We start from the raw sequence: 13,459 nt of genomic DNA, 5'->3' as shown, positions 1-13,459 counted from the left end.
CGTCTACAGGCTGCTTTGATCCACCGCTGATTTCAGCCGCCGCAGCGGGGTCGGCGGGGAAATGCGGGGCCTTCACGGCCCCGCACAGCGTTTACTCGGCTGCCTCGGCATAGTCCGACATCGGCGGACAGGTGCAGACAAGGTTCCGGTCGCCAAAGACGTTGTCGACGCGGTTCACCGGCGGCCAGTACTTGTCGACCCGGAAGGCGCCCGGCGGGAAACAGCCCTGCTCGCGCGAATAAGGCCGATCCCATTCCTTCACGAGGTCTTCCATCGTGTGCGGCGCCAGCTTCAGCGGGTTCTTCTCGGCGTCGATCTTGCCGTCCTCGATGGCGCGGATCTCCTCGCGGATCGCCAGCATGGCATCGCAGAAGCGGTCGAGTTCGGCCTTGGTCTCGGACTCGGTCGGTTCGACCATCAGCGTGCCCGCCACCGGCCAGCTCATCGTCGGCGCATGGAAGCCGCAATCGACCAGCCGCTTGGCGATGTCCTCGACCGTGACGCCCGCCGATTTCTCGAAGGGCCGGGTGTCGAGGATGCATTCATGCGCCACGCGCCCCTTGCCGCCGCGGTAAAGCACGTCATAGGCGCCCTCCAGCCGCTTGGCGATGTAATTGGCGTTCAGGATCGCCACGCGGGTCGCCTGCGTCAGCCCCTCGCCGCCCATCATCAGGATATAGGCCCAGGAGATCGGCAGCAGCGAGGGCGAGCCGAAGGCCGACGCCGAAACCGGCCCGACCTTGCCCGACAGCGGGTCGCCGGGCAGATGCGGGGCAAGGTGTTCCTTCACGCCGATGGGGCCCATGCCGGGACCGCCACCGCCATGCGGAATGCAGAAGGTCTTGTGCAGGTTCAGGTGGCTGACGTCGCCGCCCAGATCGCCGGGCCGCGACAGCCCGACCATGGCGTTCATGTTCGCCCCGTCGATATAGACCTGCCCGCCGTGTTCGTGGGTGATCGCGCAGACCTCCTTCACCGTCTCCTCGAAGACCCCGTGGGTCGAGGGATAGGTGATCATGCAGGCGGCCAGCGCGTCCGAATGCTTCGCGGCCTTGGCGCGGAAGTCATCCAGATCGATGCTGCCCTGCGCGTCGCATTTCACCGCCACCACCTTCCAGCCGACCATCTGGGCCGAAGCCGGGTTGGTGCCATGGGCGTTGGTCGGGATCAGGCAGACATTGCGCTGCCCCTCGCCGCGCGCCGCCTGCCAGTCGCGGATCGTCAGCAGGCCCGCGTATTCCCCCTGCGCGCCGGAATTCGGCTGCATGGAAAAGGCGTCGTAGCCGGTGATCGTGCACAGCTTGGCCGAGAGGTCGTGGATCATCTCGGCATAGCCCGCCGCCTGATCCTTGGGCGCATAGGGGTGGATCTTGGAAAACTCGTCCCAGGACACCGGCATCATCTCGGCGGCAGAGTTCAGCTTCATCGTGCAGGACCCCAGCGGGATCATGGCACGGTCCAGCGCAAGGTCGCGGTCCGCAAGACGGCGCATGTAGCGCATCATCTCGGTCTCGGCCCGGTTCATGTGGAAGACGTCGTGCTGCAGGTAGTCCGTCTGCCGCACCAGCCCTTCGGGCAGGCGATAGCCCGCGTCGAAATCCTCATCCTTGCGGACCAGGCCGAAGGCGCGCCAGACCGCCTCGATGGTGGCGGGGCGGGTGCGCTCGTCCAGCGTGATGCCCACCCGGGTCTTGCCGACACGGCGCAGGTTCAGCCCCTGCTGCACGGCGGCCTGCAGGACGCCGCGCTGCAACAGGCCCACATCCACGGTGATGGTGTCGAAGAACTGCTTCGGCTCGACGGCAAAGCCCGCCGCCTCCAGCCCCTTGGCCAGCCGCACGGTCTTGCGGTGGATCCGCTGGGCAATGGCGCGCAGCCCCTTGGGCCCGTGGAAGACCGCGTAGAAACCCGCCATGACCGCCAGCAGCGCCTGCGCGGTGCAGACGTTCGAGGTGGCCTTCTCGCGCCGGATGTGCTGCTCGCGCGTTTGCAGCGCCAGCCGGTAGGCCTTGTTGCCGTGGCTGTCGATCGAGACACCCACGATCCGCCCCGGCATGGCGCGCTTGCAGTCCTCGCGGCAGGCCATGTAGGCGGCATGCGGGCCGCCATAGCCCAGCGGCACGCCAAAGCGCTGGGTCGAGCCCACGGCAATGTCGGCACCCATGGCCGCAGGCTCCTTCAGCAGACACAACGCCATCGGATCGGCAGAGACGATGCCCACCGCGCCCGCCGCGTGCAGGGCCTCCATCTGCGCCGTCAGGTCGCGCACATGGCCGAAGGTGCCGGGATACTGGAAGATCGCGCCAAAGACCGACGCGGCGTCCAGCGCCTCGGGATCGCCCACGACCACCTCGATGCCCAGGGGCTCGGCCCGCGTCTTCATCACGGCGATGTTCTGCGGGTGGCAGTTCTCGTCCACGAAGAAGGCCTTCGCCTTCGTCTTCGCCACGCGCCCCGCCATGGTCATCGCCTCGGCGCAGGCGGTCGCCTCGTCCAGCAGCGAGGCATTGGCCACCTCCAGCCCGGTCAGGTCGCAGATCATGGTCTGGTAGTTCAGCAGCGCCTCCAGCCGCCCCTGCGATATCTCGGGCTGGTAGGGTGTATAGGCCGTGTACCAGGCCGGATTCTCGAAGATATTGCGCAGGATCGCGGGCGGCGTGACCGTGCCGTGATAGCCCTGCCCGATCAGCGAGGTCATCACGGTGTTCTTGCCCGCCACCTGCTTCATCCGGTACAGCAATTCCCGCTCGGACAGCGGCTTGCCGAAATCCAGCGGCTCGGCCTGCCGGATCGCCGCCGGCACGGTCTCTTCGATCAGCGCGTCGAGGTCCGAGACCCCCAGCACCTCGAACATGCGCGCCATCTCTTCGGGCGAAGGCCCGATATGGCGGCGGTTGGCGAAATCATAGGGAAGATAGTCGATGGGATCATAGGTCATGGCACAGCCTCTCCATCCGGGGGACGAACCCCCGGCTTCTTCTTGGCAAAAATACCCTCCGCCGGAGGCTCCTGCCCTCTCAACCGCCACAAGCGGCAAGGCAGGGCGCGGGCCCCGGCAAAGGCCCCCGGGCCGGGGTCGCCCCGAGCCGCGTCGTCAGGAGATGAACGCCTTGTAGGCCGCGTCGTCCATGTAATCGTCCATCTGCGCGGGATCGGCGGGCCGGATCTTGAAGAACCAGGCGTCGCCCTCGGGGTCCTCGTTGACCTTGCCCGGATCCGCGACGATGGCCTCGTTGACCTCGACGATCTCGCCGTCGATGGGCGCGAGGATGTCGGACGCCGCCTTGACGCTCTCGATCACCACGACCTCGTCGTCCTTGCTGACCTCGGTGCCGGTCTCGGGCAGTTCGACAAAGACGACGTCCCCCAGCTGCTCCGCCGCATGTGCGGTAATGCCCACGACGACAAGGTCGCCCTCGGTTTCAAGCCATTCGTGCTCTTCGGTGAATTTCATACCGGTCTCCTGTCGTTCACCGTTTGAATCCCGCCGGGACGAAGGGCAGTTTCACCACCTCGACCGGCATTCTCTTGCCCCGGACCGCGCCGTAAAGCCGGGTGCCCGGCTCTGCCTTTGCGGTCGGGACGTATCCCATGGCCACCGGCCCACCCGAGGTGGGGCCGAAGCCGCCAGAGGTCACCCGGTCGATCTCGACCCCGCCCTCTGCGCTGTCGTAAAGCACGGTGCCCTCGCGCATCGGCGCCCGGCCCTCGGGCTTCAGCCCGACACGGCGGCGCGGCGCACCGCCGGACATCTGGCCAAGGATCACCTCTTCGCCGGGAAAGCCGCCCGCGCGGTCGCCCTCGATGCGGCGCACCTTCTGGATCGCCCGGGTCAGCCCCGCCTCGACCGGGGTTGTCCTGTCGTCGATGTCATGGCCGTAAAGGCACAGCCCCGCCTCCAGACGCAGGCTGTCGCGCGCGCCAAGGCCGATGGCCTCCACCCGCGCGTCCTCCAGCAGGGTCTTCGCCAGCGCCTCCGCCGCCGCATCCGGCACGGAGATCTCGAAGCCGTCCTCGCCGGTATAGCCCGACCGCGAGACCCAGCACTCGGCCCCGTTCAGCGTCACGGTGGCCACATCCATGAAGGCCATCTCCGCCACCTCGGGCGCAAGCCCCGCCAGCACCGCCTCGGCCTGCGGGCCCTGCAATGCCAGCAGCGACCGGCCCTCGACCAGCTCGACCGTCACGCCACGCGGCTCCAGATGGGCGCGCATCCGCTCCAGGTCCGGCCCCTTGCGGGCGGCATTGACCACCACGAACAGGTGGTCGCCCCGGTTGGCGATCATCAGGTCGTCCTCGATCCCGCCGTCGCGGTTGGTGAAGAAGCCGTAGCGCTGCCGCCCCGCGCCGATGCCCGCGACATCCACCGGCACCAGCGTCTCCAGCGCCGCGGCCACAGCCTCGCCGCGCAGAATCACCTGCCCCATGTGGCTGACATCGAAGAGCCCTGCGGCAGAGCGCGTGTGCAGATGCTCCTGCATCACGCCAAGCTTGTACTGCACCGGCATCTCGTAGCCGGCAAAGGGCACCATCTTCGCGCCAAGCGCGTGATGCAGCCCGTTCAGTTCGGTCGTTTTCAGATCGTCGTCCGCCATGCGCCTTCCCGGTCCCCGAGCGCAGCGCGACGGGGCATCTCTGGCCCGGGACCATCCCAGACCGTCCATGCCCCCTCTGTCCCTTCGCCTGAGATCGTTATCCCTTCGGCGCCCCGGTCCTGCCGGGATCTCTCCAGAGTTCGTGAATCGCGACGGTCCATGGGGCCTGAGCGTTTCCGGGGCGGTTGCGCCTTCGGCACCGGCAAGGCCGGTTCTCCCGTCGTGATCGTTCCAGAGGCTAGTGCAGGTCACCGGCATTGACAAGGACACCCGCGCCGCTTTTCGCACGACACGGGCCCTTTGGGGCGAGAATGGTCATCAGGTCGGCATTGTCGCAGACCAGATCCTCCAGCGTGATCGGGTCGAGCGTGGCGTAGAAGGCCTGCGCCGCCTGCGCCAGCGCATCCCGCAACCGGCAGGCCCGGGTCAGCGGGCAGGTGTTGTCCACATCGGCAAAGCACTCGGCCAGCGGCACCGGCGCCTCGAGCGCCCGGAACACATCGCCGATGACGACCTCCCCGCCGAGCAGGGCCAGCGTCAGCCCGCCGTTGCGACCGCGCTGCGTGCTCAGGAAGCCCAGTTGCGCCAATTGGTTGATGACCTGCGCCAGGTGGTTTTCCGAGGCATTGCAGCGCCCGGCGATCTCGTGTTTCGTCACCAGCCGCCCGGGATTCCCGGCGCAGAACATCAGGACACGCATGGCGATATTGGTTCTCTTGGTGACGCGCACGTAGGACTCCTCCGGGACACAAATGGCGCAGGCACCCTACACCAGCCCGGCAAAGCCGCATTTGACTTGCATCAATGCACAGGGTTAGTGGCGGCATGAAACACGCCTATTTCTTCGGCTACGGCTCTCTCGTGAACCACGCCACTCATGGCTTCGCCCCGGTCCACAAGGCCAGTGCCCGCGGCTGGCGCCGGGCACGGCGCGCGGTCCCCGACCGCGACCTCTGCTTCCTGACCGCCGTGCCCGATGCCTCCGCCCGCATCGACGGGCTCATCGCCCCGGTCCCGCCAGAGGGTTGGGCCACGCTCGACCTGCGCGAGGAAGCCTACCTGCGCCGCGACGGCACGGACCAGATCGACCACGCCAGCGAGGCCACCGAGATCGCGCTCTACGCCATCGCCGAGGGCCGCAGCACCGATCCCGGCCCCGGCAACGGCATCCTGCTCAGCTACCTCGACGTCGTCATCCAGTGGCTACCTGCACCATTTCGGCCCCGAGGGCGTGGCGCATTTCTTCGACAGCACAACCGGCTGGAACGCCCCGATCCACGACGACCGCGCCGCACCGCTCTACCCGCGCGCGCAGATCCTCACGCCCGAGGAAACCGCCATTGTCGATCATCACCTGTCACGGCTTGGCACCCCGGCCCGCACATCCGGGTGAGCCCTGCGCTTCTTCTTGGTCCAAATACCCTCGGGGGGCGCGCGCAGCGCGCGGGGGCAGAGCCCCCTTCCGCCGCGCCTCAGCCCGGCTTCTTCTGCAACAGCGGCATCACATCCGCCATCTCGGGCCCCTTGGCGCGCTCGGTGACCGCCTTGCGCAGCGGCATGAACAGCCCCTTGCCCTTGCGGCCCGTCGCCTCTTTCACCGCGGCGGTCCAGGTGCCCCAGGTCGCGGCGTCATAGGGCGGCTCGCCCAGCATCGCCAGCGCCTCGGCGACGAAATCGCGGTCCTCTTCGGCCACCATCGGCGCGGCGCCGTCGCGGAACAGCATCCACCAGTCGGCCATGTCCTTGCGGATGGTGATGTTCTCGCGCACCACCGACCAGAAGGCCCCGGCCCTGTCCTCGGGCACACCCAGCGCGGCGATCTCTTCGGCCACCGCCTCCAGCGGCAGGCCGTGCAGCTTGCGCGCGGTCAGCGGGTACAGGTCCTGCACGTCGAACTTCGTGGGCGCCGATCCGAACTGCGACAGCTCGAAGCCCTCGGCGATCTCGTCCAGCGACATCCGCAGCTCGACCGGCTGGCTCGACCCCAGCCGCGCCATCAGCGACAAGAGCGCCTCGGGTTCGATCCCGCTTTCGCGCAGGTCGCGCAGCGACAGGGTGCCAAGGCGCTTGGACAGCGACTCGCCCTGCGCGCCGGTCAGCAGCGAATGGTGGGCGAAGGCGGGCGGCTCGCCGCCCAGCGCGCGGATCATCTGGATCTGCGTCGCGGTATTGGTCACGTGGTCGTTGCCGCGCACGACATGGGTGATGCCCATGTCGATGTCGTCGCAGACCGAGGCCAGCGTATACAGGAACTGCCCGTCGGCGCGGATCAGCACCGGATCCGACAGGCTGGCCGCGTCGATCGACACCTCGCCGAGGATGCCGTCTTCCTGGGCAATCCGCTCCTGATCCAGCTTGAAGCGCCAGACACCCGGCCCCCGCTCGTCGCGCATCTTGGCCTTCTCGTCCTCGGACAGCGCCAGCGCGGCGCGGTCATAGACCGGCGGCTTGCCCATGTTCAGCTGCTTCTTGCGCTTCAGGTCCAGTTCCGTCGGCGTTTCCCAGGCCTCGTAGAAGCGGCCCATCTCGCGCAGCCGGTCGGCGGCCTCGTGGTAACGGTCCAGCCGCTGCGACTGCCGCTCGACCCGGTCCCAGGTCAGGCCCAGCCATTCCAGATCCTGCTTGATCGCGTCGACATAGGCCTCTTTCGAGCGCTCGGGATCGGTGTCGTCGATCCGCAGCACGAAGGTGCCGCCGGTCTTGCGGGCGATCAGATGGTTGAACAGCGCGGTCCGCAGGTTACCGACGTGGATGTAACCGGTGGGCGAGGGTGCAAAGCGGGTGACGGTCATGACAAGGGCCTCCTGACAGGGGGCGGTGTTTTCACATGGGCGGGGATTTGTCCAGATTCCGGTTTGCACCGGCGGGGCGGATAGCCTTTCCTGCGCCCGAAGGAGACCACGATGACAGAGATCCTCACCGTCACCCTGAACCCCGCGCTGGACCTCGCGACTTCGGCGCCCTTCGTGCGGCCCGGGCCGAAGCTGCGCTGCGCGCCGGAAACGGCGGAACCCGGAGGCGGTGGCGTCAACGTGGCCCGCGCCATCACCCAGCTTGGCGGGCAGGCCCGGGCACTGGTGGCTTTGGGTGGCCCGAACGGCGAGGCGCTGCGGGCACTGTTGCAGGCGCAGGGCCTCGACCTGCTGGAGGTGCCCGCGCCCGGCCAGACCCGGCACAGCTTTTCCGTCACCGACGAGGGCACCGGCGAACAGTACCGCTTTGTCCTGACCGGCCCGACATGGGGCGACGCCGACCTCGACGCGGTGCTCGACCGGATTGACGACAGCGCCGCCGGGAATGCCTTTGTCGTCCTGTCGGGGTCCATGCCGCCGGGGGCACAGCCGGGCTGGATCACCCGCGCCTGCAACCGTCTGGGGCAGCGGCGCGTGGTCGTCGACACCTCTGGCCCGCATCTGGCGGCGCAGGCGGTCGGCCCGCAGCCCACGCCCTATGTGCTGCGCATGGACAGCCACGAGGCGATGGAGCTGGCGGGTGACCCGCTGGCGACCCGCGAGGACAGCGCCCGCTTTGCCGAGACCCTGCGCCAGCGCGGTGCGGCGCGGATCGTCATCATCGCGCGCGGCAGGGACGGGTCGGTCATGGCGGATGGCGACGGGCTGTGGCGCGTGACGGCGGAGAACGAGACCGTGGTCAGCGCCATCGGCGCGGGCGACAGCTTTGTCGGGGCCTTCGTCATGACGCTGGCCGAGGGTCTCGGTGCCCCCGAGGCGCTGCGGCGCGGGGCCGCCGCCGCCTCTGCCGCCGTGCAAAGCGCGGGCACGCAGCTGTGCCTGCCCGACGACTACGCCCGGATGCTGGACCTGACGGAGCTGGACCGGCTCTGATGCGGCTTTTCCTTGCGCTGAGCCTGCCGGAAGAGGCGCTGGACCTGCTGTCGGACCTTCAGGACGGCATGCCGGAAGGCCGCGCCGTGGATCTGGATACGCTGCACCTGACGCTGGCTTTCCTTGGCGAGACCCCCGCCGAGGCGCTGCCCGAAATCGACGCCGCGCTGCGCAGCATCCGCGCCCCGGCCATCGCGCTGCATTTTCATGGCGGCGCGGTCTTCGAGGGTCGGCTGAACCGCGTGGTCGCCGTACAGGCCGAGGGCGGCGCGGCGCTGACGGACCTGCACGACCGCATCCGCTCGCGCCTGCACGGCATCGGCATGGCCCTGCCCCGGCGGCGTTTCCGTCCGCATGTGACCCTGCTGCGCACGCGCGACAAGCGGGCCGCCACGCTGGGCCTTGCGGCGATCCCGCCCGGGGCGCTGGGGCCCTTTGCCTGCGACAGTTTCGGCCTGTTTTCCTCGGTCCTGCACCCGGACGGCGCCCGGCACGAAGAGCGGGCCCGCTATCCGCTGACCGGCATTTGACCCGGCTTTGGGACACGGCGACCCGATCGGCGGCACGGCGCCCGGAGCACAGGGCGTCAGCGCCGGGCGCTGAAGGCTATCCTCGAATGGAAAGGCCGCGCTGGGACCGCGCGCCTTGCCCTGTCGCTGCGGTGATCAGCGCGGCGAGCGTTTGGCGAGGATACGTTGCAGCGTGCGCCGGTGCATGTTCAGCCGCCGCGCGGTTTCCGACACGTTGCGGTCGCACAGCTCGTAGACGCGCTGGATGTGTTCCCACCGCACGCGGTCGGCGCTCATGGGGTTTTCCGGCGGCGGCGGGAGGTCGTCACCGCGCGCCAGCAGCGCATTGGTGATGTCGGTCGCATCGGCGGGTTTCGACAAGTAGTCGGTAGCGCCGATCTTGACCGCGGCGACGGCGGTGGCAATGGCGCCGTAGCCGGTCAGCACGACGATCCGGCTGTCGGGCCGTTTCTCGCGCAGCACCTCGACCACGTCCAGCCCGTTGCCGTCTTCCAGCCGAAGGTCAACCACGGCATAGGCCGGGGGCCGGGCCGTGGCGATGGCCGTCCCGGCGGCAACCGATCCCGCCATCTCGACGTCGAAGCCGCGCTTTTCCATCGCCTTGGCGAGGCGTCTCAGGAACGGCTCGTCGTCGTCCACAAGAAGAAGGGACTTGTCCGGGCCAAGGTCGTCCTGATCGCGATCCGCCACTGATGGTCCTCCAACGTTTCCCAGCCCTGGGAGAAAGTCTTACCCGCGCCTCAACTTATGGTCAAACGCAACCTAAGTGCCTGTCAGGAAGCGTCAATGTAGCAGGCAACCGTATCGGCCATCTGCTCCGGCGTCGCCTCGCGCCGGAAGAAGTCGACAAAGCCCTCGTCGGGCAGGACGAGGTAGGTAAAGGTCATGTGGTCGACCAGATAGAACTCGTCGCCACTGTCCTGCGCCTTGTAATAGGTGCGATAGGCGGCGGCGGCGGCCTTCACCTGCTCGGGCGAGCCGGTCAGGCCGATCGCCTTGTCATGCAGGTTCGAGGCAAAGTCACCGACCGCCTCGGGCGTGTCGCGGGCCGGGTCGATGCTGATGAAGACCGGCGTCGCGCTGTAGCCGCGCTCTGCCAGCACATCCACCGCCTCGGCATTGCGCGCCATGTCGAAGGGGCAGATGTCCGGGCAGAAGGTATAGCCGAAGTAGACCAGCGTCGGCTCCGTGATGACGTCGGTGTCGGTCACCGTCTCGCCCTGCGCGTTCAGCAGTTCGAAGGGGCCACCGATCTCGCCCGCCGCGGTGCCGTTGCGGCACTGGGCGAAGGCGTCCGATCCCGAGGACTGCATCGTGTAAAGCCAGCCGCCACCCACAAGGGCGACAACGGCGACGGAAGCGGCGATTGCGGCAAGACGCTGCATGACTCGGGCCTCTCAAGCGGTTACAGAGTGGGAGTTACAGGACCAAGCCGCAGGTGCAAGAGGGGCAAAAGGGCGCAGATGGCCGATACCGAACTGGGTTTGCTGGGCGCGCGCCAGCGCAGCAACTGGATTCGCCTGCGCACCATGATCCTTCTGCGCTGGTTCGCGGTGATCGGTCAATTATCCGCGATCGTGATCGCGCAGCGGCTCTACAACCTGCAACTGGAACTGGGGCTGTGCTACCTGGCCGTCGGGATCTCGGTGGTCGGCAACCTCGTCGCGATCTTCATCTTTCCGGAAAACAAGCGCCTGAGCGAAGGCGAGAACTTCCTGATGGTGATGTTCGACCTCTTGCAGCTGTGTTTCCTGCTGTTCCTGACCGGCGGGCTGCACAATCCCTTCTCGCTGCTGGTTCTGGGGCCGGTCACCGTCTCGGCGGCGGTGCTGTCGCTGCGCTCGACGGTGATCCTTGGCGCCACCGCGCTGTTCCTTGTCTCGGCCATGGTGGAATACCATATGCCGCTGCGCACGGACGAGGGCTTTGTCCTGCGAATACCGGATATCTTCGTTTACGGGCAATGGGTTGCCATCGTCATCGCGGTGGTCTTCATCTCTGTCTATTCGCGCCGGATCACGCGCGAGATGCATTCCATGTCCGATGCGCTGGCCGCGACGCAGATGGCGCTGGCCCGCGCGCAGAAGCTGAACGACCTGGGCGGCGTCGTCGCGGCGGCGGCCCATGAACTGGGCACGCCGCTGGCGACGATAAAGCTGACCTCGTCGGAACTGGCAGAAGAGCTGGAGGGCGACCAGCGCGAGGACGCACTGCTGATCCGCGAACAGGCGGACCGCTGCCGCGACATCCTGCGCGGCATGGGCCGGGCCGGAAAAGACGACCTGCACATGCGCCAGGCGCCGCTGATCGAGGTCATCCGCGAGGCCGCGGAACCGCATCAGGACCGCGGCAAGGAGATCGTCATCGAAAGCGGCCCCGGGCCGGGCGGCGGCTACAACCAGCCGCTGATCCTGCGCCGCCCCGAGATCATCCACGGGCTGCGCAACCTCGTTCAGAACGCGGTGGACTTTGCCCGCACGACCGTCTGGATCGAAGCGATGTGGACCGACGACCTTGTCTCGATCCGCATCCTCGACGACGGGCGCGGCTTCCCGCCCCACCTGCTGGGCCGCATGGGCGATCCCTTCATGCGCCGCCGTCGGTCCGATGCCGACCGCAGGCAGCGCCCCGAATACGAGGGCATGGGCCTTGGCCTGTTCATCGCCAAGACCCTGCTGGAGCGCAGCGGCGCGGAACTGGGCTTTGCCAACGGGTCCGACCCCTTCTCGCCCATGCACAACGCCGGAGAGCGCCGTGGCGCCATCGTCGAGGTCGCCTGGCCCCGGTCGAAGGTCGTGGCGGAAAGCCATCCCCCCGGGAAACCTATGGGAGAGAATCGCCTTATAGAGATATAGTCCGACCAGGGAGACCTTAACGTCCTGTTAACCAAGGAATTCTACACAGGTTGGCGGGGGCGGTTGGGGAAGGAACCGGGATTTGGAGGATATACTCTTTCTGGCGATCGGTGCCGGGGTCGGCATTGCCGTTCTTCTGGCACTGGGTCTGTTGCTGGCGGTCGGCAGGCAGACGCGCGGGCGGCAGGCGCCCGACGCGGGCCGGCTGACCTCTGTCCTGCTGATGCGCAATGGCCGTGTCGTCGATCACAGCCCGGACCTCGTCACCCTGCTTGACCGTCCCGCATTGACCGGGCTGGACTGGGAGCCGCTGCGCGAGGCCTTCTCTGCCGGCTTTCCCGACCTGCCCGCACGGGCACCGGACAGCCACCGGGTCTGGCACTGCGCCCTGCTGGACGAATGCACCCTGACCGCAGAGCCGCTGGCCGACGGGCTGCGGCTGACGCTGTCCTGCGTGCCCGACGGCGCCGCCGCCGTCTTTCGCGCCGCCGCCCTGCTGCCGGAATTCGACCGGCTGTCCGACATTGCGCTGCGCGCGCCGGAACCGGTCTGGGAGATGGACGAGGACGGCGCCGTGATCTGGCACAACGAGGCCTACGCAGAGCTGTGCCGTGACGCCGGGCACGACCGCCCCGAGGTCTGCCCCTTCGCACTGCCGCTGCCAGAACATGGCACCGCCCGCAGCACCCGCGTCAGCCTGCGCAGGCAGGCCGGGACGCAGGTCAGCTGGTTCGAAATCTCGTCGCGGTCGATTTCTTGCGGCTGGATGCATTACGCCAAGAGCATCGACAGCCTCGTGAACGCCGAGATGGCGCAGCGCAACTTCGTGCAGACCCTGACGAAGACCTTCGCCCATCTGCCCATCGGGCTGGCCGTCTTCGACAGGGACCGCCAGCTGGTGCTGTTCAACCCGGCACTGCTGGACCTGACGCATCTGCCGGTGGATTTCCTGTCGGCCAAGCCCAACCTGCTGTCCTTCTTCGACCACATGCGCGAAAGCCGCATGATGCCCGAGCCGAAGAATTACACCAGCTGGCGGGGCAAGCTGTATGACGTGGTCTCTGCCGCGCGCGAAGACCGCTATTGCGAAACCTGGAACCTGCCGTCGGGCCTGACCTACAAGATCACCGGCCGCCCGCATCCCGACGGCGCCGTGGCCTTCCTGATCGAGGACATCAGCGCCGAGATCTCGCTGACCCGCCGCTTCCGGTCAGAGCTGGAACTGACGCAATCGGTGCTTGACTGCTTTCCCGAAGGCGTGGCGGTCTTCTCGCGGCTGGGCGTCCTGACCTTCTCGAATGCGGCCTACCGCGCGCAATGGAAATGCGACCCCGACAGCGCCTTTGCCGAGGTCACCATCGTCGATGCGACGCGGGACTGGCAGGCAAAATGCCAGCCAAGCCCGATCTGGCAGGAGATCCGCGAGTTCGTGCTGGTGCTGCGCGACCGCAGCGCATGGGACAGCGATATCACCCTGACGGACGGCGACCGGCTGGTCTGCACGGTCGAACCGGTCGCGGCGGGGGCCACGATGGTCCGTTTCACCCATCCGGCCCGGCCCGCCGAGGCGCTGCCGCTGCTGCGGAGCAGCTCTGGCGGCTGACCGGACGAACGGGCTTGCGCGGCCCGCACGC

The 13,459-nt window shown here is 67.8% G+C and carries 11 protein-coding genes and 1 riboswitch; of the genes, 4 read left to right on the top strand and 7 right to left on the bottom strand.

The window, feature by feature from the left end:
• Nucleotides 1-91 precede the first annotated feature (91 nt).
• The 5 genes from gcvP to gltX all read right to left on the bottom strand — a co-directional run bounded on the left by gcvP (nt 92) and on the right by gltX (nt 7,387).
• Nucleotides 92-2,938, bottom strand: coding sequence for an aminomethyl-transferring glycine dehydrogenase (gene gcvP, locus ABFB10_RS09800; protein ID WP_347166379.1), 2,847 nt, complete (start codon nt 2,936-2,938; stop codon nt 92-94).
• Between the two features lie 156 nt (nt 2,939-3,094).
• A complete protein-coding gene (gcvH, locus tag ABFB10_RS09795; RefSeq protein WP_347166378.1) occupies nt 3,095-3,454 on the bottom strand; it encodes a glycine cleavage system protein GcvH in 360 nt (119 codons plus the stop codon).
• 16 nt (nt 3,455-3,470) lie between these two features.
• Nucleotides 3,471-4,595, bottom strand: coding sequence for a glycine cleavage system aminomethyltransferase GcvT (gene gcvT, locus ABFB10_RS09790; protein ID WP_347166377.1), 1,125 nt, complete (start codon nt 4,593-4,595; stop codon nt 3,471-3,473).
• A gap of 143 nt (nt 4,596-4,738) precedes the next feature.
• A riboswitch (glycine riboswitch) is annotated at nt 4,739-4,825 on the bottom strand.
• Between the two features lie 8 nt (nt 4,826-4,833).
• Complete coding sequence (locus tag ABFB10_RS09785) at nt 4,834-5,325, bottom strand: RrF2 family transcriptional regulator (protein WP_347166376.1); 492 nt, start codon at nt 5,323-5,325, stop codon at nt 4,834-4,836.
• Nucleotides 5,326-6,067: 742 nt separating this feature from the next.
• Nucleotides 6,068-7,387: a glutamate--tRNA ligase gene (gltX, locus tag ABFB10_RS09780; protein ID WP_347166375.1), complete on the bottom strand. Its 1,320-nt coding sequence runs from the start codon at nt 7,385-7,387 to the stop codon at nt 6,068-6,070.
• 111 nt (nt 7,388-7,498) lie between these two features.
• On the opposite strand from gltX, the gene ABFB10_RS09775 reads away from it, so the two are divergent.
• The gene (locus ABFB10_RS09775; protein WP_347166374.1) at nt 7,499-8,440 is read left to right on the top strand and encodes a 1-phosphofructokinase family hexose kinase; all 942 of its coding nucleotides are present in this window, start codon (nt 7,499-7,501) and stop codon (nt 8,438-8,440) included.
• Complete coding sequence (gene thpR, locus ABFB10_RS09770; RefSeq protein ID WP_347166373.1) at nt 8,440-8,970, top strand: RNA 2',3'-cyclic phosphodiesterase; 531 nt, start codon at nt 8,440-8,442, stop codon at nt 8,968-8,970. Before ABFB10_RS09775 ends, thpR begins: the two co-directional genes overlap by 1 nt.
• 135 nt (nt 8,971-9,105) lie before the next feature.
• Here the strand turns inward: thpR and ABFB10_RS09765 are convergent, their stop codons facing one another.
• Together ABFB10_RS09765 and ABFB10_RS09760 are read right to left on the bottom strand one after the other, a co-directional pair.
• A complete protein-coding gene (locus ABFB10_RS09765; RefSeq protein ID WP_206562864.1) occupies nt 9,106-9,660 on the bottom strand; it encodes an ActR/PrrA/RegA family redox response regulator transcription factor in 555 nt (184 codons plus the stop codon).
• An 83-nt stretch (nt 9,661-9,743) separates the two neighbouring features.
• Complete coding sequence (locus ABFB10_RS09760) at nt 9,744-10,355, bottom strand: SCO family protein (RefSeq protein ID WP_347166372.1); 612 nt, start codon at nt 10,353-10,355, stop codon at nt 9,744-9,746.
• Nucleotides 10,356-10,433: 78 nt separating this feature from the next.
• On the opposite strand from ABFB10_RS09760, the gene regB reads away from it, so the two are divergent.
• Both regB and ABFB10_RS09750 read left to right on the top strand, forming a co-directional pair.
• Complete coding sequence (gene regB, locus ABFB10_RS09755; protein WP_347166371.1) at nt 10,434-11,825, top strand: sensor histidine kinase RegB; 1,392 nt, start codon at nt 10,434-10,436, stop codon at nt 11,823-11,825.
• Nucleotides 11,826-11,907: 82 nt separating this feature from the next.
• Nucleotides 11,908-13,428: a PAS-domain containing protein gene (locus ABFB10_RS09750; RefSeq protein WP_347166370.1), complete on the top strand. Its 1,521-nt coding sequence runs from the start codon at nt 11,908-11,910 to the stop codon at nt 13,426-13,428.
• The last annotated feature ends 31 nt before the right edge of the window (nt 13,429-13,459 follow it).

Origin of the sequence: Ponticoccus litoralis (assembly GCF_039769985.1) — a bacterium.
In the GTDB taxonomy this organism is placed as follows: domain Bacteria; phylum Pseudomonadota; class Alphaproteobacteria; order Rhodobacterales; family Rhodobacteraceae; genus Ponticoccus; species Ponticoccus litoralis.
The sequence above is the reverse complement of the archived record's forward strand: the minus strand, read 5'-3'. Positions and strand labels throughout refer to the sequence as shown.

Coding starts and splice junctions, on each gene's coding strand:
- gcvP (WP_347166379.1), bottom strand. CDS start 2,938: ATGACCTATGATCCCATCGACTATCTTCCCTATGATTTCGCCAACCGC.
- gcvH (WP_347166378.1), bottom strand. CDS start 3,454: ATGAAATTCACCGAAGAGCACGAATGGCTTGAAACCGAGGGCGACCTT.
- gcvT (WP_347166377.1), bottom strand. CDS start 4,595: ATGGCGGACGACGATCTGAAAACGACCGAACTGAACGGGCTGCATCAC.
- gltX (WP_347166375.1), bottom strand. CDS start 7,387: ATGACCGTCACCCGCTTTGCACCCTCGCCCACCGGTTACATCCACGTC.
- ABFB10_RS09775 (WP_347166374.1), top strand. CDS start 7,499: ATGACAGAGATCCTCACCGTCACCCTGAACCCCGCGCTGGACCTCGCG.
- thpR (WP_347166373.1), top strand. CDS start 8,440: ATGCGGCTTTTCCTTGCGCTGAGCCTGCCGGAAGAGGCGCTGGACCTG.
- ABFB10_RS09760 (WP_347166372.1), bottom strand. CDS start 10,355: ATGCAGCGTCTTGCCGCAATCGCCGCTTCCGTCGCCGTTGTCGCCCTT.
- regB (WP_347166371.1), top strand. CDS start 10,434: ATGGCCGATACCGAACTGGGTTTGCTGGGCGCGCGCCAGCGCAGCAAC.